Origin of the sequence: Bacillus sp. USDA818B3_A, assembly GCF_009928415.1 — a bacterium.
Taxonomy (GTDB): Bacteria; Bacillota; Bacilli; order Bacillales; family Cytobacillaceae; genus Neobacillus.
The window spans coordinates 373,313-392,098 of record NZ_JAABNN010000003.1; the positions used below are offsets into that span (position 1 = coordinate 373,313).

Consider the following 18,786-nt stretch of genomic DNA (forward strand, 5'->3'; position numbering starts at 1 on the left):
TATTATTTGTTAAAATAGTGATAAAATCTTATCTTTTCTTTGTTTTACTTACTTTTTCGACTCATATCGCATATTTTCCATAATATAACTGCCTTTTGTCGAATAATCTGTTTTAAAAAAAGAAGCAAAATAGGCATTATCACCTACTTTGCTTAGGTTTGACAAGATCAGCTTGCTTTTTCTTTCGGTGTTTCATATATATTAATTCCAGCTTCATTTAGCATCCACTCAATATGAACTCCATAGCCTGATGTAGGATCATTAACAAAAACATGAGTCACAGCCCCGACAAGCTTACCTTTTTGGATAATCGGACTTCCACTCATCCCTTGTACAATGCCTCCTGTTTTCTCAAGCAATTTTGGATCAGTTACTTTAATAACCATGCCTTTTGTTGCTGGAAACTTTTGCGGAATTGTACTAACGATTTCTATATCAAATTCTTCCACTCGATCATCATTTACTACTGTTAAAATTTTTGCTGGTCCTTCTTTAACCTGATGTGATAAAGCAATAGGAAGCGGTTTGTCCAATACTCCATTCTTTAAATCTCTATTCAATTCTCCAAAAATTCCAAACGGGCTGTTCTTTTGAATATTTCCAACTATTTCATGATCAGAAGAAAAGCGAGCCAGCTTTTCACCTGGATCTCCATTACTTCCTTTTTCAATCGAGGTGACAGTAGATCGGACAATTTGACCATCCTCCACAACGATTGGTTTTTTTGTATCCATGTCTGATATTACATGCCCAAGGGCACCATATTTTTTAGATTGTGGGTGAACAAACGTCATAGTTCCGATTCCTGCTGCAGAATCTCTAATATATAACCCGAGCTTATAGGCATTTTCCCCTTTATCTTTTAAAGGAGTCAATTTGGTGGTGAATTTTCCACTTTCTCTGCTTACAACTAAATTGAGGGGTTTTCCATCTTGTCCGGCAGACTGGACGAACGGGGCCACGTCTGTCATTTTTTCTATCTTACTTCCATTGATTTCTGTAATAATATCTCCAACTTTAATTCCTGCAATTTCACCTGGAGATTTTTTACCGGTTGAAGTGTTTATTAAGTGGTGACCAACCACTAATACTCCAACTGTGTTTAATTTTACGCCAATTGATTGTCCGCCTGGTAAAACACGGAAATCTTTTAAGACATGTACATCGACCTTTTTAATTGGTATTCCTGCATACTCTAGAAGCATTTCATTTTTGCCGTGTTCATTTGCGTTAACAGATACCGACTTTTTTTCCTGATTAAGTGTGATCGTTGAATTGTGAGAAGCTAAGGCGGCTGTTACCGGAGCAGCCTTTTGGAACGTATAATCCTGTCCTTCAAATACAGTTATTGACTTGGGTATTGCAAGAAACTGCTGTATAGGCTGAAAAAAAATTAGGCTAATTAATGAAACAAGGAGAATTCCACCAATGATCTTTCTGATTATTTCTAACTTCAAATCCTTCACTCTCCTCGCTTCTTTTCACTGCACTTATAAAAATGGCTACATCTATAATTTTGCCTCCTTGACAAGACTTTATAACTTCGTTCAACATAAAAAAGCTACCCAATTTGGATAGCTTTTCATTTTAACTTATTTTTGCCAGCTAATTGTAGTAATTCTTCCGCATGTTTCTTTGTTAAGTCGGTAATCTCTGTCCCAGAGATCATACGGCCAATTTCCTTAATTTTTTCTGCAGTCTTCAAAGGAGTAACGGAAGTTTTCGTGCGCCCGCCCTTAATGATCTTTGCAATAAATAAATGTGTATCAGCCATAGCTGCCACTTGAGGTAAATGGGAAATACAAAGTACTTGTGAACCTGACGCAACTTTGTAAATTTTTTCAGCAATGGATTGGGCAACTCTTCCACTAACTCCAGTATCGACTTCATCAAAGATAATCGAAGTTACGCCTTGATGTTTTGAGAAAATACTCTTCAATGCAAGCATAATTCGTGATAATTCCCCCCCTGAAGCTACCTTTGATAACGGTTTTAATGGTTCTCCAGGGTTAGTTGAAATATAGAACTCGATATGATCGACACCATTTTTTGCAAAATGATGCTGTTCAGCTTCGAAACGAATTTCAAAAATAGTTTTCTCCATATATAACTCTTTTAATTCTTTATGAATTAATTTTGTCAGCTTTTCTGCCCACTTCTGCCGCAGTTCTGTTAATTGCTTTGCTTCGAGTTCTAGGTCTTTTTTGATGGACGCTAATTCACTCTCTAACTCGCCAATATGGGTTTCTTTATTCTGAAGCGTTTCAATTTCTTCTTCAATCTTAGCAGCATATTCTAAAATTTCCGCCATTGTTTTCCCATACTTCCGTTTAAGCTGATTGATCTCATTTAAGCGGCTTTCAATTTCATTTAATCTTCGTGGGTCATATTCTAGAACATCTAATTCATTCCTTAATGAATGTGCTGCATCCTCTAATTGGTAAAAACTATTAGAAACCGAGTCGGACAACTCTTTATAGCTTGAATCAAGCGCAGCAGCGTCCTCAAGGCAGCCCATCACCATGCCAATCCAATCGAGTCCCTTTTGTTCACCTTTTAAAGCATTATAACCGGTCTGGATGGCTTCAAATACTTTTTCAAAATTACCTAATCTTCTCTTTTCCTCAAGCAGCTCTTCATCTTCATTCGGCTTTAAGTTTGCCTTTTGAATTTCATCTAATTGAAATTGAATTAAGTCCAAGCGGTGAGCAGTCTGCTGATCATTTTCACTTAATGATTTAAGCTTACCAAGGGTATTCTCGTAGCGGCGGAATATCTGTGAATATTCATTCTGGGCAGGATAAATTTCCTCTGCACCAAATTGATCGAGTAAGGGCAGATGTCTAGTTTCGTCCATTAATTCTTGATGTTCATGCTGACCATGAATATCAACCAGTGTGGATCCGATTTCCCTTAGGGTGGAAATGGTCACAAGTTTGCCATTTATCCGGCAAACACTTTTTCCAGTCCGGGCTATATCACGTCTTAATATAACCATTCCCTCTTCAATTTCAATTCCAAATTCATATGCTTTTAAAATAACAGGATGGTTAGAATCATCAATTTGGAACAAGCCTTCAATGACGGCCTTCTCTTCTCCATGACGGACAAATTCTGCCGATCCCCTGCCTCCAACTAATAAATGGATAGCATCAATGATGATCGATTTACCTGCACCTGTTTCCCCTGTGAGGACAGTCAACCCCTTTTCAAATGAGATCGATAAGTCCTCAATGATCGCAAAGTTTTTAATTGATAGTTCTGCTAACAAAGAACTCTCCCCCAATTTAAAGCATGTCAAGGAACCTATTTGTAATGACCTCTGTATCCTCCGGTGTTCGACAAATAATTAACATTGTATCATCACCACATATGGTTCCTAAAATTTCATCCCAGTCAAGATTGTCGATGAGTGCACCTATTGCCATGGCATTCCCCGGCAAACATTTCATGACAAGTAAATGCCCTGCCGAATCAATTCTGACAAAAGCGTCAATAAGCGATCTTTTTAGTTTTTGCAACGGGTTGAATCGCTGATCAGCCGGCAAACTGTATTTATAACGGCCATCTGTTAATGGGACCTTCACTAAGTGTAATTCTTTAATATCCCTTGATACTGTCGCCTGCGTGACATTATAACCTTGATTCTTTAATTCATCGACTAATTCATCTTGGGTTTCAATATCATTGCTTGCAATTATTTCTCTTATTTTAATATGGCGTTGGCCTTTATTCATCTTTTTCACCTCGTAATAAAAGGAACATCAGAAAATTTGTCCAAGTATCCTATATACCAATATGTTAGCCCATTTCTTAGTGAATGTACATTTTTTTAATAAAAATACACCCAAAAGCGGAAGCGCCTTGATTAGGGGCGACAGGCATAAGACAAGCCGGCGAGAAGGCTTGTACTTTAGCCTTCTTGACGGATTGGCTTATGACCCCGAGCCCCTAGGCGCTGAAGCTGGACGGATAAAACTGTGTATAATGTATTCACATTTAATTTAATTATAAAAGGATAGGCTTTTGGCCTACCCTTCTTCACTCTTTGTATGAAATTCCTGATGGGATTTCTCCACAACTTCAGCAGGCTGAAATTGCAGTTGATTGATCCCATGTTCCCGTTCACCTTCCCATTTAAGGTGAAGTAAAAATTCAATATTTCCATCCCCACCCGTAATAGGAGAATAGGATAGATCCTTCACTGTATAACCTTCCTTTAGAGCAAAATTAATGATTTTATCTAGTACCTGCAAATGGACTTTTTTATCCCTGACGATACCTTTTTTGCCAACTTGCTCGCGCCCCGCTTCAAATTGAGGTTTTACCAGTGAAACGATATCACTTCCTGGGATTAAAAGAGTCTTTAATACAGGCAAGATTAAAGTTAAAGAGATGAATGAAACATCGATGGTCGCGAAGCTTGGCATTTCACCACTTAAATCTGCAGGTGTAACATAGCGGAAATTCGTTCTTTCCATTACGACTACCCGCTCATCTTGGCGCAGCTTCCAGGCCAGCTGGTTGTAACCAACATCGAGTGCATATGACATCTTGGCTCCATTTTGCAGGGCACAATCTGTAAAACCACCTGTCGATGCACCGATATCTAATAGCACCTTGGCTGTCACATCCACATCAAAGACCTTTAAAGCCTTCTCCAGCTTTAAGCCTCCCCTGCTTACATATGGCAGGACATTCCCCTTTATATTCAATGGGATATCAACTTTCACTTTTTCGCCAGGTTTATCCAACCGTTCTTCATTTGTATAAACTAAGCCTGCCATAATTGCTCTCTTTGCTTTTTCTCGTGTCTCAATTAGTCCTCTTTCCACTAATAATACATCTAATCGTTCTTTATTTTTCATAAATGGAAGCCCTTTGTTGTTTTTTTCTCGAAGCCGCTAAAACAGAAGTCCTTTTTATCACTTCATCTGTCGTTAAACCAATTTCCTCAAGCAGGGAATCAACATCACCATGTTCAATAAATTGATCAGGTATCCCCATTCTATCAATAAGGGCATGATGATATCCCTTTTCCCCTGCATGCTCAAGGATGGAACTTCCAAATCCCCCTTGCAAGACAGCTTCCTCGATGGTAAGGATTGGGATATTTTTATCGAGAAGTTCCGTAAGCATATTTTCATCGATCGGCTTTATGAACCTGGAGTTGATTACCCTGATAGACAACCCTTGATTTTCAAGACTCTTCGCAGCTTCCAACGCCATTGGGATCGTAGTTCCGAAAGTTAATATCGCGACGTCTGTTCCTTCTTTTAATGTCTCCCAAGTCCCAATTGGAATGGCTTCGAATTCTTCATCCATTGGTACCCCAATTCCATTTCCACGCGGGAACCTCATCGCAATCGGTCCATCATCATAATTTAAAGCCGTATAAACCATATGCTGTCCTTCATTTTCATCTTTAGGCATCATTAAGACCATATTAGGGAGATGTCTTAAAAAAGCAATATCAAACACTCCCTGATGTGTCTCTCCATCAGCACCGACTAAACCAGCACGGTCAATCCCAATAAAGACATTTAAATTTTGCCTGCAAATATCGTGCAAGACTTGATCATATGCTCGTTGTAAAAAGGTTGAGTAAATTGCTAAAAATGGCTTCATATTTTGTGTGGCCAAACCCGCAGCAACTGTTGCTGCATGCTGCTCGGCAATTCCAACGTCAAACATCCGGTCTGGGAACTCGCTAGCAAAACCTTCTAGTTTTGATCCCACCGGCATTGCCGGGGTGATGGCAACAATTCTTTCATCTTTTCTTGCCAGTTTTCGGACTGTTTCACTCACCACACTGCTCCATGCAGGCGGCTGTTTTTTATTTGGCTTAACAAAATCACCAGTATCCATTTTATATGGTCCGGTCCCGTGCCACGTCCCAACTTTGTCACTTTCAGCCGGTCTAAACCCTTTCCCCTTTTTCGTAATGACATGCAAAAGGACCGGTCCCTCGGTCTTTTTTGCATAATGAAGGCTTTCAAATAAATTATCAAAATTATGACCATCAATAGGTCCTAGATAGGTAAATCCTAATTCTTCAAAAAACATGCCTGAAACAACTAAATACTTGAGACTATCCTTAATCCTCTCCGCCGTTGCCGCAAGTTTTCCGCCAACAGCGGGAACTTTCTTTAATAGTACTTCAAGTTCGTCTTTTACCCATTGATACTTGCCAGCAGTCCGCAATTGACCAAGAATATTATGAAGGGCGCCCACATTGGGTGCAATCGACATCTCATTATCATTAAGAACCACAATCATATCCTTTTTCTCATGCCCAATATGATTTAAAGCCTCAAGAGCCATACCACCTGTTAAGGCACCATCACCAATCACCGGAATAACAAAGGATTTTTCCTTTTTTATATCACGTGCAATGGCCATACCCATGGCAGCAGAAAGAGAAGTAGAGCTGTGTCCTGTCTCCCAAACATCGTGTTCACTTTCCACACGCTTAGGAAATCCGCATAATCCTTTAAATTGCCTTAACGTATCAAATTCACAAGCCCTGCCGGTTAATATTTTATGCACATATGATTGATGGCCCACATCCCAGATAATTTTATCCTTTGGACTATCAAAACATTTATGTAAAGCAATGGTCAATTCCACCACACCTAAATTAGGTCCTATATGACCGCCTGTCACAGACAATTTTCCAATTAAAAACTCGCGTATTTCTTGACTAAGAGCTTCCAGCTCCTGATTCTGCATCCCTTTTAAAAAGGATGGGTCCTTTATTGATAATAAATCCATTTCTGGACCACTCACTTTCATACTTTTTCGTTCTAAACTATTTGTTTATATAGTATTGGTATCTAAATTTGAAAAAATAGCCGCTAACACACTTAGTGATAACGGCAATTAACAATTCTCTGCATGTGAACGATAAATACTTATAAAATTCACCCTCAAAACAACTAGTGGTCCCTTGTAGCAATTAAATCCGTTATTTCATTTAGCACTGTGATTTTTAAGTCTGTCTTTTGTAAGTATTCTTTTGACAGCTTTATTTGCTGCTGAAGGGCTTCTCTTGCCCCATCCAGGGACAATAGTTGTGGATAGGTACTTTTATGGTTAGTCGTATCACTGCCGACAGGCTTTCCAATTATTTCTTGATTGCCTGTCAAGTCTAGAATATCATCCTGGATTTGGAATGCAAGTCCCAAGTGATGAGCAAAGGCCGATAAATCTTGTTTTAAGCGTTCATTTGCTTGAGCCATAATTGCTCCTGCTAACACACTGAATTTAAGCAGCTTACCTGTTTTGTGAATATGTATATATTCCAGTTCATCAAGAGTGAGGACCTTGTTCTCGCCTTCCATATCAGCCACTTGCCCGCCGACCATTCCCTCTGCACCAGCCGCTTTTGCCATTTCAATCACCAATTTCACCTTTGCAGATGGTGAGACAAATTCGTCGGAGAGCATATTAATTACCTCAAAACTATAGGTTAATAAAGCATCCCCAGCGAGGGTCGCAACGGCATCTCCAAAAACTTTATGGTTGGTAGGTTTTCCTCTTCTTAAATCATCATTATCCATACTTGGAAGGTCATCATGAATTAAGGAATACGTATGAATCATTTCAATTGCCGCCGCAGCTGGCAGGCCCTTTTTAGGATCAATCCCAAATGCATCTAAGGTTGCAAACAGTAATAACGGTCGGATTCTCTTACCGCCTGCTTCAAGTGAATAGATCATGGAATCCTTTATTACGGAAGGGGCATCCAGTTTTTCTACTAACGCTTGTAAATTCTGATTTAGCAGTTGTTGATATTCTCTTTTAAATGCGTCAAGTAACCCGGTTTCCAAGCCCTAATCCTCCTCTTGTATCGAAAAACGCTCCGTACGTCCATCCTCCGTAATAATTTGCGTAAGCTGTTCTTCCACAGTTTTTAGTTTATCATGACATAGTTTAGAAAGTTCCATACCTTCTTTATAAAAAGAAATGGCTTCTTCTAATGGAACATCACCTTCTTCAAGCTTTTCAACAATTTGCTCAAGCTTTGACATTGCCTCTTCAAAGGTTAATGTTTTTTCATTGGTCATTGGATTCTCTCTCCTTTATCGTTTCGACATTACAGAAAAGGCTGCCATCTGTTAAATGAATTTGAACCTGTTCATTTTCTTTTACTTGTCTTACACTTTTAACTAGCTGGTTATCTTCTGTGTAAGCCAAACTATAGCCCCGTTCCATTATTTTTAACGGACTTAGCGCCTGAAGAGTAGATAAAATGCGGTCAAATTCTGTTTGTTTTTTTACATAAATTTGCTTTAGCGTCCGCTCTAGATCTTTTTGTGTTCTTTCAAAAACTTTCTTTGCCTCCAGCAGACTTTCCTCCGGATGGTTACGAAGTAAACGTTTTGATAATATTTCATGCTGTCCTTTTTTTACTTCAGATAATCTCGAGGTTCCGCGAATTAACCTTTCTGTTAAACGATCGACCTGCTCAAGTTTTTGCTCGTAAAGCCGATGTGGATATCGAAAGGCATACGATTTTTGCACACGATTTAGCCGTTCTTTTTCAAATTTGAATTTCCCGCTCATCACTCGTATCAATCGTGTTTGCCGCTGAAGAATTCGTTCTGCCAGCTCTTCAATATGGGGGACAGCAAGTTCTGCTGCACCTGTTGGCGTCGGAGCACGAAGGTCCGCAACAAAATCAGCGATGGTAAAGTCTGTTTCATGACCAACCGCTGAGATGATCGGTATTTTTGATGAAAAAATCGCACGGGCAGTCAATTCTTCGTTAAATGCCCATAACTCCTCTATAGAACCTCCACCGCGCCCTACAATTAAAACTTCTACTCCCTCCGTGTTATTAGCCATTTCAATCGCTTTGGCTATCGAAGGAGCAGCATTCTCACCTTGGACAAGTGCTGGAAAAACAAGAATATTTGCGATAGGAAAACGCCTTTTAATTGTAGTAATTACATCTCTTATAGCAGCACCGGTTGGCGAAGTGATTACGCCAATCGTCTTGGGGAAGAGAGGAATGGTCTTTTTTGTTTCAGGAGCAAATAACCCTTCCGCCTCCAAACGCTGTTTAAGCTGTTCATAAGCTAAATATAATTCACCAATGCCATCCGGCTGCATTTCTCTTATATAAATTTGATATTGTCCGCTCGGTTCATAAACACTGACCTCACCCTTCACAATCACATTCATCCCGTTTTCAGGTGAAAACTTCATAAAACGTGATTGTCCAGCAAACATGACGGCAAGAATTCTTGCTTTCTCGTCCTTTAATGTAAAATACATGTGTCCGCTTGAATGCTGCTTGAAATTTGAGATTTCACCTCTTACATGAACTTCTCGTAAATGGGGATCAGCATCAAATTTCCGCTTTATGTATTTAGTTAAAGCATTCACTGATAAGTATCGTTGTTCCTCCATGAAGGGCTCCTTTAATACGCTAGAATAAAACTGTCCTTATCTATTATACATTTAGCTCTATTGTTTGTCTGTAAAAAACAAATAGGAACTAAATGCAGTAAGATAAGGACAATCATTTGCTTAATTACGATTTAAACTTTCTGCAGCAGACTTAACAGTGTTATACATAAGCATAGTAATGGTCATCGGTCCAACTCCTTTTGGAACCGGAGTGATGTAACCTGCCTTCTCTACGACATCATCAAAAGCAACATCGCCACAAAGTTTACCAGCTTCATTACGATTTATTCCAACATCAATAATAACCGCTCCATCCTTCACATGCTCTGCCTTAATGAAGTTTGGTATACCAACCGCTGCGATAAGGATATCCGCTTGGTTTGTATGAAAAGGCAGATCCTTTGTTTTAGAATGACAGTAGGTAACTGTTGCATCTTGATTTAAAAATAATTGACCAACTGGCTTCCCTACAATATTGCTTCTTCCCACGACGACAACATGCTTACCAGGAATGGAAATGCCTGTTTCTTCAAGTAACACCATTATCCCATAAGGAGTACAAGGCAAAAAGGCATTTTGGCCAGTCATCATTCTGCCAATATTAATGGGGTGAAAACCATCAACATCCTTTAGAGGAGAAATGGATTCAATTACTTTCTTTTCATCAATGTGCTTTGGAAGCGGCAGCTGAACCAAGATTCCATGAATATCAGGTGATTCGTTTAGTTCGGTGATTTTCGCCAATAACTCTTCTTGAGAAACTTCTTCGTGCATTTCAATTAATGAAGAATTCATCCCCAATTCTTGACATGCCTTTTCCTTATTCGTTACATAGGTTCTAGACGCATGATTATTCCCAACAAGAATCACAGCTAAACCCGGAGTCACGCCAAGGTTTTTAAGTTTCTCAACCTCCTGGGCAATTTCCACCCTTTTTTTCGCGGCGATTTCTTTTCCATTAATAATTTGTGCTGTCATGATAGCTCCTCCCCTGTATCCAGTTAATAAATAAATTATTATTTAAAGTGTTTCTTTTAATTTAGATAAAACACCATTAATAAACTTACTTGATTGGTCGTCCCCATAAATTTTAGCAATTTCAATCGCTTCATCTAATATAACATTTTGCGGTATATCTCTAGAAAATTTCAATTCATAAGCAGCCATTCTCAGTAAATTCCGGTCGACTGTAGCCAATCGATCTAAAGTCCACTTCTCAAGATGCTTGCTAATAAGAGGATCAATTGCATCCTTCTGTTCGACAACCCCTAAAACCAATTGGTTTAAGTACTCGTCACTTGCCTCCCCTTCCAAGACATGGTCAATTGCTAATGATGGTTCTGTACTGCTGACATCAATTTGAAAAAGTGCTTGCAGCGCCTTTTCCCTAGCTGTTCTTCTCTTCATTTTACCGTTAACTCCTTTATGTATATAACTAAATTTGTTTAAATTTGTACATGACCGACTGTTTTTCACTAGTAACTAGCTTGCACATAAAAAGATAATAGCATAACTAAAAGGGAAGCGCACGGTATGTCTTATTATTTTATAGAGGAATCACCTGAGCTCTAATGGATTTTTCCTAAAAAACAGAAGAACCAAAGGATTGAATTCCTTTGGTTCTCATTATTACAGTTCAGAGTCGATTTCTTGATCATTCTTTTGGGTTTCAAAATGGATACCCACTACGTGAATGTTAACTTCCTCAGCATCTAAGGCGGTCATATTCAACAAGGCCTGACGAATATTATCCTGAACCTTACCTGCAACCGCTGGAATAGACATACCGAACTTCATTAAGCAATAAACATCAACTTTTATTCCTGTTTCAGTTAGCTCTACCTTAACACCTTTACCATGGTTCTTTTTCCCTAGGCGTTCGACAACACCCGTGGCAAAATTACCACGCATTCCGGAGACACCTTCTACCTCGGATGCAGCAATACCGGCAATGACCTCAATGACTTCCGGAGCAATTTCAATTTTCCCGTGTCCATTACTTCCTTGGTCCATTTCCAAGACACTAAATTCACTCATTCAAAACACCTCCAGATTTTAGACAGACTTCATCACATCATGCAATTCCAAGAATTTTGTATTAAAATTGCCTTCAACAAATTTCTCATGATCCAACAATTTCAAATGGAAAGGTATGGTTGTATGAATTCCTTCAACAACAAACTCACTTAATGCCCGCTTCATTCTTGAGATTGCTTCTTCTCTGGTGCTGCCATATGCGATGACTTTTGCAATCATGGAATCGTAGTAAGGCGGTATTGTATACCCTGGATATGCCGCTGAATCAATACGGACTCCTAACCCGCCCGGCGGTAAATACATCTTAATCTTTCCGGCTGAAGGAAGAAAGTTCTTTTCAGGATTTTCTGCATTAATCCGGCACTCAATCGCCCAGCCTGTAAACGTAACATCCTGCTGTTTCAGGGTTAGTTTTTCTCCGTTTGCAACGCGGATTTGTTCTTTGATCAGGTCAGTTCCAGTGACCATTTCTGTTACCGGATGTTCGACCTGAATTCTTGTGTTCATTTCCATAAAATAAAACTTACGGTTGCGGTAGTCATAGATAAATTCTACTGTGCCGGCTCCCGAATAATCAACTGCTTTTGCCGCTTTTACAGCTGCAGTTCCCATTTCTTCGCGAATCTCACCATCTAAAGCTGGTGAAGGCGATTCTTCCAGCAGTTTTTGCAGACGGCGCTGGATCGAGCAATCTCTTTCACCTAAGTGAATCGTATTTCCATGTTTATCACCCAAGACCTGTATCTCAACGTGACGGAAATCCTCGATATATTTTTCTATGTATACACCAGAATTCCCGAAAGCCGTCAACGCTTCCTGCTGAGTGATATTGATTCCTTTTATTAATTCCTGCTCATTTTTGGCAACACGGATCCCTTTACCGCCCCCGCCTGCAGTTGCCTTAATGATGACAGGGTAATCGATTTGTTTAACAAGCTCTAGTGCTTCATCGATATCATTAATGATCCCTGTAGAGCCTGGGACGATTGGTACACCCGCTTCACGCATGGTTTCCCTGGCAATGTCCTTGGTACCCATTTTCGTAATGGCTTCCGGGCTTGGGCCGACAAATGTAATATTACACTCACGGCAGAGCTCTGCAAAATCTGCATTTTCAGCTAGAAACCCATATCCTGGATGAATCGCATCACATGAGGTTAATTTTGCCACACTAATAATATTTGTAACGTTTAAATAACTGTCTTTTGATGATGTTGGTCCTATGCAATAGGCTTCATCTGCGAGTTGAACATGCAGGGCTTCACGGTCGGCTTCTGAAAAAACGGCTACCGATTCAATCCCCATTTCCCGGCAGGCACGAATAATCCTGACGGCAATTTCTCCTCTGTTTGCAATTAACAGTTTCTTTATCATCCTGTTATCGCTCCTTATTCTGGCTTTACTAGAAATAGCGGTTGACCATATTCAACTAATTGGCCATTTTTAACCAGTATTTCAACGATTTCTCCGTCTACTTCTGCCTCGATTTCATTAAATAATTTCATCGCCTCAACAATACAAACGATTGAATCCTTTGATACCCGGTCTCCTGCTTTTACATAATTATCAGCATCTGGAGTTGGTGATGAATAAAAAGTTCCAACCATTGGTGAAGTGATTTTGTGTAAGTTCGCCTGCACGGCTGGTTCATTAGCTGGCGCACTCACTGGTTCTGCTGCAGGTTCTTGAACTTGAACGGCAGGTGCTGGCTGAGCCGAAGGGACAGACTGGACTGCAGGAATTAGTGCTGGTTGTTGTGGTATGGAAGCAACCTGTGAAACCACTGTAGTTGAATTATTTTTCTTCATTTTAATTTTTGAACCTTCAATTTCATATACAAATTCATCGATACTAGATTGATCAACAAGTTTAATCAATTCGCGAATTTCTTGTACTTTTAACATTGAGTAACACTCCTTGTACAACTTAATTAGTACTAACTACTAATACTATACGATAATAGCTAGTAAAAGTTCAATCCTCTTCATTGAAACGAATAAGAATTTCTAATCAGCCTTCCCCCTTATATTAATCTTTTTTGAAAAAAAAAAGAAATTTTTTCGGTTTACAACGAAACAAATGATATTTTTTACCTACTTCTTCATTAACAGAAATACAAGAAAAAGGAAAGTCCCCGAGACTTTCCTCTTTCTTGTGTTTATTATTTTGCAGGCTGGTATTCGACAGCAACATAGTTTGTTTCATCAATTTCTTTTTTCACTTCAAGCATAATCTTATTTGCATCAGATGCAGATGGCTTTTTCTTTGCCTTTACCGTAACGATTACTTTAGAACCATCTGCTCTTACAAGAACATCTTCATATCCCATGGTCTTGATAAATGTTTCTAGCAGCTCTTCACTTTGAGCAATCTGATTGAGTCTATCCATTTGATCTTTTACCTTGCTTTTTTCATCTGGTGAAAGATCCGTAGAAGCCAATTGGCTTGTTAAGTCTTCCTGCTGTTCGCTTCGTAAGTCCTCTAGCTGCATACGTAGTTCTTCAAAAGCGACATCGCCGGCAACACTAGATACAACTGTATTGTCATCCTTCACCTTTGTTGTTTCAGTTTTAGATTTGCCCGTATTTTGATCCTTAGCCTTTTGCTGAACAGCGGTTAGATCGTTGACCTTTTGCTCCGGTGAGGTAATGTAATAAACTGAGAGAACCACTACTAAACTTAACATTGTTAATAACCAAACTGTCTGTTTTTTCAAAAGCATTTTATTTCCCCCTTTATTTTTTAGGCATAACAGCAACTCGATGGCTTGGAACTCCTAAAGCTCTTGTAACTGCTTCCTTAATCCATTTTTTTACCTCTATGTTATCTGCCCCTTTGGCTACTACTAAGACACCGCGAATATCAGGTTTCTTAGTTTCTACAACAATAGGAACCTCTTTATCTCCATTTCGCACAATAACCAGCTGTTCGTCTGTAGAAGAATCAACGACTTTACGCTGCCCGCCTTCCCGGTCGGTTTCATCCGTTGTCTGCGATTTTGTGACTGTATTTTTTTCGAGGACTTTTTTATCGGTTGAATCGATCGTTACTACGACGGTCACATCATCCACGCCAAGCATTTCTTCCAAGGCCTTTTTCATTTGGTTTTCATATTTTTCCTCATACTCAGCAATGGTCTTATTTTCGGAAGATTTCTTTATTCCAAATGCAGGGACATCTTCCGTTGCTGCTTTACTATTGGTGGATGCGGTCTCGGCTAGTGAGGTTGAATTATCTTTAAAAACAATATTACCAACTAGCATAAAAGCAGCCCCAATACAGAGGACCAACAGCATATACTGATATTTCCCAGGTTTCTTTTCACTCTTATCTGCCGGTTTTAATATTTTTTTCAACCATGATAATGGTCCTTTGTTGTTATTCATTATTCTTCATAATCCCCCCTTCAACCGAAACCTCTACTGTTCCCTCTGTTACTTTCCATTTTTCTGACAAAAAAGAAACGATTTTTTTTGTTTCAACTGTGGATCCTGCAGATGGAAGAGGTCTTTCTGTGTTTATTTCGATTTGTTTGATTGCTTCGACTGTCTTTGTGCCGCTGTCTGGCTGTTTCAGAAGAACCGTAACCTTTTGGAGGTTTTCAGGGAATGCTTTATCGCTTTCTTCGTTTACTGCTAGATCGATTTTATCTATCTCCAATCCGTATTGATTCATCAACTCCTCCTTAACATCCTTTTTTAGCTGGACAGCCATTTCTTCTAAAATATATGCATGTTGGGAGGCTTGTATTTCTTTTTTCTTTAATTCTATTGAATTTTTCATATTTTTTTCTCCTGGTGCTTGGTATGAAGGGATGGAACTCATGGTTGTTTCAAAATCCTCGGAGATGAGCTTCAAAATTGGAGTAAGAATGATAGCAATTAAGAGCAATCCGGTAACCATCTTAGTATATTTTTGCATACTAGAATTCGGAAGAAGCATATCAATGACTGTTGCCAACAGGATAAAAAGGATAATATTCGTTACCCATTCTTTTAAAAAATCCATGGAACCACCCCCTTACCTCATCATCATCGTCAAATTCCCTGCAGCGACAATTACAGTAATACTTAAAAAGAACATTAGGGAAACAATGCCAAGAGCGGCAAAGACATAGATGACACTTTTACTGATAATATCCAAGCATTTAATCACAGGCCCTCCCCCTAAGGGTTGAAGAATGGCAGCTGCAAATTTATAAATAAAGGAAATCATTAATATTTTTAAAGCGGGGAACGCCACAATAATTAACAAAATGGCGACACCTGCGATTCCAACCGTATTTTTTAACAGCACCGAAGCACTGACAACGGTGTCAGTTGCATCTGTAAACATTCTTCCGATCACAGGGATAAAATTACCGGTGACAAATTTGGCTGTCCGGATTGCAACCCCGTCGGTTACAGCCGCTGAGGCACCCTGAACTGATATAACACCGAGAAAAACGGTTAAGAAGAGCCCCATTAATCCGATGCTCCAATTCCTGAGGAGCGCAGCTAACTGCGATACTTTGTATTGTTCCGACATTGTACTGACAATACTTAATAAAGTCGCTAAAAAGAGGAGAGGCAAGATGATATATTGCATAATTAATCCACTCGAATTCATTAAAAAGAGAATGACTGGGTGGAAAAAGGCAGCGGATACAATCCCTCCTGAAGCAGCAATTAAAGCTAACAGAAGAGGAACAAGTGCCAGTACAAATGAGATCATCGTTCCAATTGCCTCATTCGTATAGCTAATGGCAATATGAAAACTATTTAATGCTAGAATGACCAGCACCATATAAATGATCGAATAGGCAACTTTACTTATCGTACTTTTTTCAAAAGCATTTTGCATGGATTGAAGGAACATGCTGAAAATGGTCAACATGATAATCGAGCCTAATAACTTGCCATTAGCTACAAACTCATGAAAGGCAAAATTCAGTAAACCCTTTCCCCATTCTTTAAAGGAGAAAGTCTTGTCTCCTTTAATAAAATCATATAGACTTCCCTTCTGACTTTCCGGAAGAAAACCGCCATATTTAGTGGTAATATCCTCCCAATATTGCTCGAGGTCACTTATATCCAATGACTCTACCTGTTGGTCGACTAACTCCTGGGCTGAGAGTGTTGCTTGAGTGTCTTTTGCTTCTTCGGCGGCTTGTACATTTGGAATATAAAAAAACAAGAGTAAGAGAATCATAATAGGAATAAACTGCAGCTTTTGCCTCAATTTCTACACCTCTTTTTAGGGGCTGTCCTCAACTCGGAATAAGTTTAATAATTGTTTCAATTAGAACCGTTAAGATAGGGATGGACATAGCAAGGATGATGATTTTTCCAGCTAATTCGATCTTTGAAGCAATTGCTCCTTGACCAGCATCCTTCGTAATCTGGGTGGCAAATTCTGCAATGTAGGCAATACCGATTATTTTTAGTATCGTCTCCACATAGACCATATTGACTTTGGCGTTTACTGCCAGTTTCTCAAGCATATGAATAATCTCAAAGATCTTATCGATTAAAAACAGAAAGATTACACAACCGACAAAGACGACTAATAGAAAGGCAAAATTAGGTTTTTGCTCTTTTATGATTAATGCAAGAAACGTGGCAATTAGGGCTACTCCAACTATTTTGATGATTTCAATGGCTGAGCCCTCCCTTCTATTGAAACAAGAATACGGACTTTATTTTTTGGAAAAGGTCATCAACAATCGTGGCTACCTGGAACAAAATATAAATAAACCCAAAAAGCGTTACCCATTGTGCATATTCTTTTTTACCTACTTGATCTAAAACAGTATGCAAAAAGGCAACAACAATTCCTACCCCAGCAATCTTAAAGATAATATCCACTTCTAAACCCATTGCTTTTCCCCCTAAAATAATAGAATAATCAGTAACAATCCGGATAAGAATCCCAAACTCTTTAGCATTTTTTCATATTTTGCCTGGGCGTTGATGGCATCCGCTTCTTCTCTTTCAAGGTGGGAAAGTGTGAGCAAAATATGCTTTTGCTGGGAAAGGCGGTCATGACGGCCAAGTGTTTCCCCAAATTGCCTCATTATTTCAAACTCGCCCTTTTTTAATGCAGTTAACTTCCATATTTCTTGTAAACTAGTCTCCCAGGCATCTTTTACTGTTGTTTCGGTATTCGTTAGTCTACTTGCAAAGGTTTTAAAAAAGTTTGCAAGTGGATTTGCTAGTTGTTCAGCTAATCTCCTAGCTGCTTCGTGCAAGGGTGTATGGCTGTACATAATTTCAGCCTCGAGCGACTGTAGAGCGGATCGTAATGCCCTTAACTGTTTGGGCCGGTCACTAAAATTTCGTGCCGCTTCAAACCCAGTCCAGGTGGTTGCAACAATGATGATAATGGCACCAATTAACTTAATCATTTTATGTCACTCTCACTTTTTGCTGCATTTCCTTACCAGTGGCATCAAGAATGCGGGTAATCGTTCCAGGTCCAGATGCTCTGCTTAGGATGACAAACCGATCAAATATTTTTTGGTCGATGATTTCCTTTAAAGAAGGACGTTTCTTAATTTCATCTAAAGTAGAACCATGGGTAGTCATTATTAGTTTTATTCCTGCATGGACGGCTTCTTGAATGGCCACCGCATCTTCTTGTCTGCCGATTTCGTCACAGACTATTACATCCGGACTCATCGATCGAATCATCATCATCATTCCCTCAGCTTTTGGACAGGCATCCAGGACATCAAGGCGATGGCCAAATGTCAATTGAGGCACTCCATTAACGCAGCCAGCAATCTCGCTTCGTTCATCCACAATGCCCACTTTACTTGCATTAATATTTGCCGCTGGATGTCCTGATGAGATAATTCTTGCAAGATCTCTAAGCAGGGTTGTTTTTCCTGTTTGCGGCGGTCCAATAATCATGGTATGCATCCAGTCTTCTTTATATATAAATGGAATGATGGCCTCTGCAATCCCAACCTTCTCCCTGGCAATTCGAATATTATACGATGAAATATCCCTAATCGCCTTGACCTTCCCATCTTCCAGAATAACCTTGCCAGCTAGTCCAATCCGGTGACCCCCTGAAACGGTAATGTACCCCCGCTTAAGTTCTTCCTCAAGTGTATAAATGGAAAACTGACTAATTTTATTAAGAAGATGAATAGCATCCTCAGGGCTAATAATATAGGATAAAAATCTCGGGGCCCCCTTTAAGGTAATCTCAATTGGACGATTGATTCGGATTCGAATTTCTTCTACTTCTTCTTTCTGCTTAGGAGGGATTTGGCTGATTAGATTGGCAAGGTTTTTAGGTAAAAAGCTAAGAATTGTTTCCACGTATATTTCCTCCTCGATTTTC

The 18,786-nt window shown here is 39.3% G+C and carries 21 protein-coding genes; all 21 read right to left on the reverse strand.

The annotated features are described in order from the left end of the window. Positions 1-167 precede the first annotated feature (167 nt). Positions 168-1,466, reverse strand: a complete 1,299-nt coding sequence (gene spoIVB, locus GXK58_RS08125; protein WP_442862458.1) for a SpoIVB peptidase — start codon at positions 1,464-1,466, stop codon at positions 168-170. A gap of 116 nt (positions 1,467-1,582) precedes the next feature. After that, positions 1,583-3,271, reverse strand: coding sequence for a DNA repair protein RecN (recN, locus tag GXK58_RS08130; RefSeq protein WP_160721568.1), 1,689 nt, complete (start codon positions 3,269-3,271; stop codon positions 1,583-1,585). A gap of 16 nt (positions 3,272-3,287) precedes the next feature. After that, the gene (gene ahrC, locus GXK58_RS08135; protein ID WP_160721570.1) at positions 3,288-3,737 is read right to left on the reverse strand and encodes a transcriptional regulator AhrC/ArgR; all 450 of its coding nucleotides are present in this window, start codon (positions 3,735-3,737) and stop codon (positions 3,288-3,290) included. Positions 3,738-4,031: 294 nt separating this feature from the next. Then, positions 4,032-4,868, reverse strand: coding sequence for a TlyA family RNA methyltransferase (locus tag GXK58_RS08140; protein ID WP_160721572.1), 837 nt, complete (start codon positions 4,866-4,868; stop codon positions 4,032-4,034). Continuing rightward, entirely contained in the window at positions 4,858-6,774 is a 1,917-nt protein-coding gene (dxs, locus tag GXK58_RS08145; RefSeq protein WP_160721574.1) for a 1-deoxy-D-xylulose-5-phosphate synthase, read from the reverse strand. Before dxs ends, GXK58_RS08140 begins: the two co-directional genes overlap by 11 nt. 164 nt (positions 6,775-6,938) lie before the next feature. After that, entirely contained in the window at positions 6,939-7,832 is an 894-nt protein-coding gene (locus tag GXK58_RS08150) for a polyprenyl synthetase family protein (protein WP_160721576.1), read from the reverse strand. Between the two features lie 3 nt (positions 7,833-7,835). Next, positions 7,836-8,069, reverse strand: coding sequence for an exodeoxyribonuclease VII small subunit (locus tag GXK58_RS08155; protein WP_160721578.1), 234 nt, complete (start codon positions 8,067-8,069; stop codon positions 7,836-7,838). Next, positions 8,059-9,417, reverse strand: coding sequence for an exodeoxyribonuclease VII large subunit (gene xseA, locus GXK58_RS08160; protein WP_160721580.1), 1,359 nt, complete (start codon positions 9,415-9,417; stop codon positions 8,059-8,061). Before xseA ends, GXK58_RS08155 begins: the two co-directional genes overlap by 11 nt. A gap of 120 nt (positions 9,418-9,537) precedes the next feature. Next, entirely contained in the window at positions 9,538-10,395 is an 858-nt protein-coding gene (folD, locus tag GXK58_RS08165; protein WP_160721582.1) for a bifunctional methylenetetrahydrofolate dehydrogenase/methenyltetrahydrofolate cyclohydrolase FolD, read from the reverse strand. A gap of 42 nt (positions 10,396-10,437) precedes the next feature. Then, positions 10,438-10,824 (reverse strand): transcription antitermination factor NusB, encoded by a 387-nt coding sequence (gene nusB, locus GXK58_RS08170; protein WP_160721584.1) that lies wholly within the window; start codon positions 10,822-10,824, stop codon positions 10,438-10,440. Between the two features lie 222 nt (positions 10,825-11,046). Next, positions 11,047-11,454, reverse strand: coding sequence for an Asp23/Gls24 family envelope stress response protein (locus GXK58_RS08175; RefSeq protein WP_160721586.1), 408 nt, complete (start codon positions 11,452-11,454; stop codon positions 11,047-11,049). Positions 11,455-11,472: 18 nt separating this feature from the next. Beyond that, positions 11,473-12,828 (reverse strand): acetyl-CoA carboxylase biotin carboxylase subunit, encoded by a 1,356-nt coding sequence (gene accC, locus GXK58_RS08180; protein WP_160721588.1) that lies wholly within the window; start codon positions 12,826-12,828, stop codon positions 11,473-11,475. A 14-nt stretch (positions 12,829-12,842) separates the two neighbouring features. Continuing rightward, positions 12,843-13,358, reverse strand: coding sequence for an acetyl-CoA carboxylase biotin carboxyl carrier protein (accB, locus tag GXK58_RS08185; RefSeq protein WP_160721590.1), 516 nt, complete (start codon positions 13,356-13,358; stop codon positions 12,843-12,845). A gap of 257 nt (positions 13,359-13,615) precedes the next feature. Then, entirely contained in the window at positions 13,616-14,176 is a 561-nt protein-coding gene (locus GXK58_RS08190) for a SpoIIIAH-like family protein (protein WP_160721591.1), read from the reverse strand. A 13-nt stretch (positions 14,177-14,189) separates the two neighbouring features. After that, a complete protein-coding gene (spoIIIAG, locus tag GXK58_RS08195) occupies positions 14,190-14,840 on the reverse strand; it encodes a stage III sporulation protein AG (RefSeq protein WP_160721592.1) in 651 nt (216 codons plus the stop codon). Then, positions 14,833-15,462 carry a stage III sporulation protein AF gene (gene spoIIIAF, locus GXK58_RS08200; protein WP_160721594.1) on the reverse strand — a complete coding sequence of 210 codons (630 nt, stop codon included), beginning with the start codon at positions 15,460-15,462 and terminating at the stop codon, positions 14,833-14,835. The genes spoIIIAG and spoIIIAF overlap by 8 nt, the downstream gene beginning before the upstream one ends. A gap of 12 nt (positions 15,463-15,474) precedes the next feature. Continuing rightward, complete coding sequence (gene spoIIIAE, locus GXK58_RS08205) at positions 15,475-16,674, reverse strand: stage III sporulation protein AE (RefSeq protein WP_160721595.1); 1,200 nt, start codon at positions 16,672-16,674, stop codon at positions 15,475-15,477. Between the two features lie 28 nt (positions 16,675-16,702). Then, the gene (gene spoIIIAD, locus GXK58_RS08210) at positions 16,703-17,092 is read right to left on the reverse strand and encodes a stage III sporulation protein AD (protein WP_237389617.1); all 390 of its coding nucleotides are present in this window, start codon (positions 17,090-17,092) and stop codon (positions 16,703-16,705) included. A 16-nt stretch (positions 17,093-17,108) separates the two neighbouring features. Next, positions 17,109-17,312 (reverse strand): stage III sporulation protein AC, encoded by a 204-nt coding sequence (spoIIIAC, locus tag GXK58_RS08215; protein ID WP_026572556.1) that lies wholly within the window; start codon positions 17,310-17,312, stop codon positions 17,109-17,111. 11 nt (positions 17,313-17,323) lie between these two features. Further along, positions 17,324-17,839, reverse strand: a complete 516-nt coding sequence (spoIIIAB, locus tag GXK58_RS08220) for a stage III sporulation protein SpoIIIAB (protein ID WP_160721596.1) — start codon at positions 17,837-17,839, stop codon at positions 17,324-17,326. Position 17,840: 1 nt separating this feature from the next. Further along, positions 17,841-18,764: a stage III sporulation protein AA gene (gene spoIIIAA, locus GXK58_RS08225; protein ID WP_160721598.1), complete on the reverse strand. Its 924-nt coding sequence runs from the start codon at positions 18,762-18,764 to the stop codon at positions 17,841-17,843. Between the last annotated feature and the right edge of the window lie 22 nt (positions 18,765-18,786).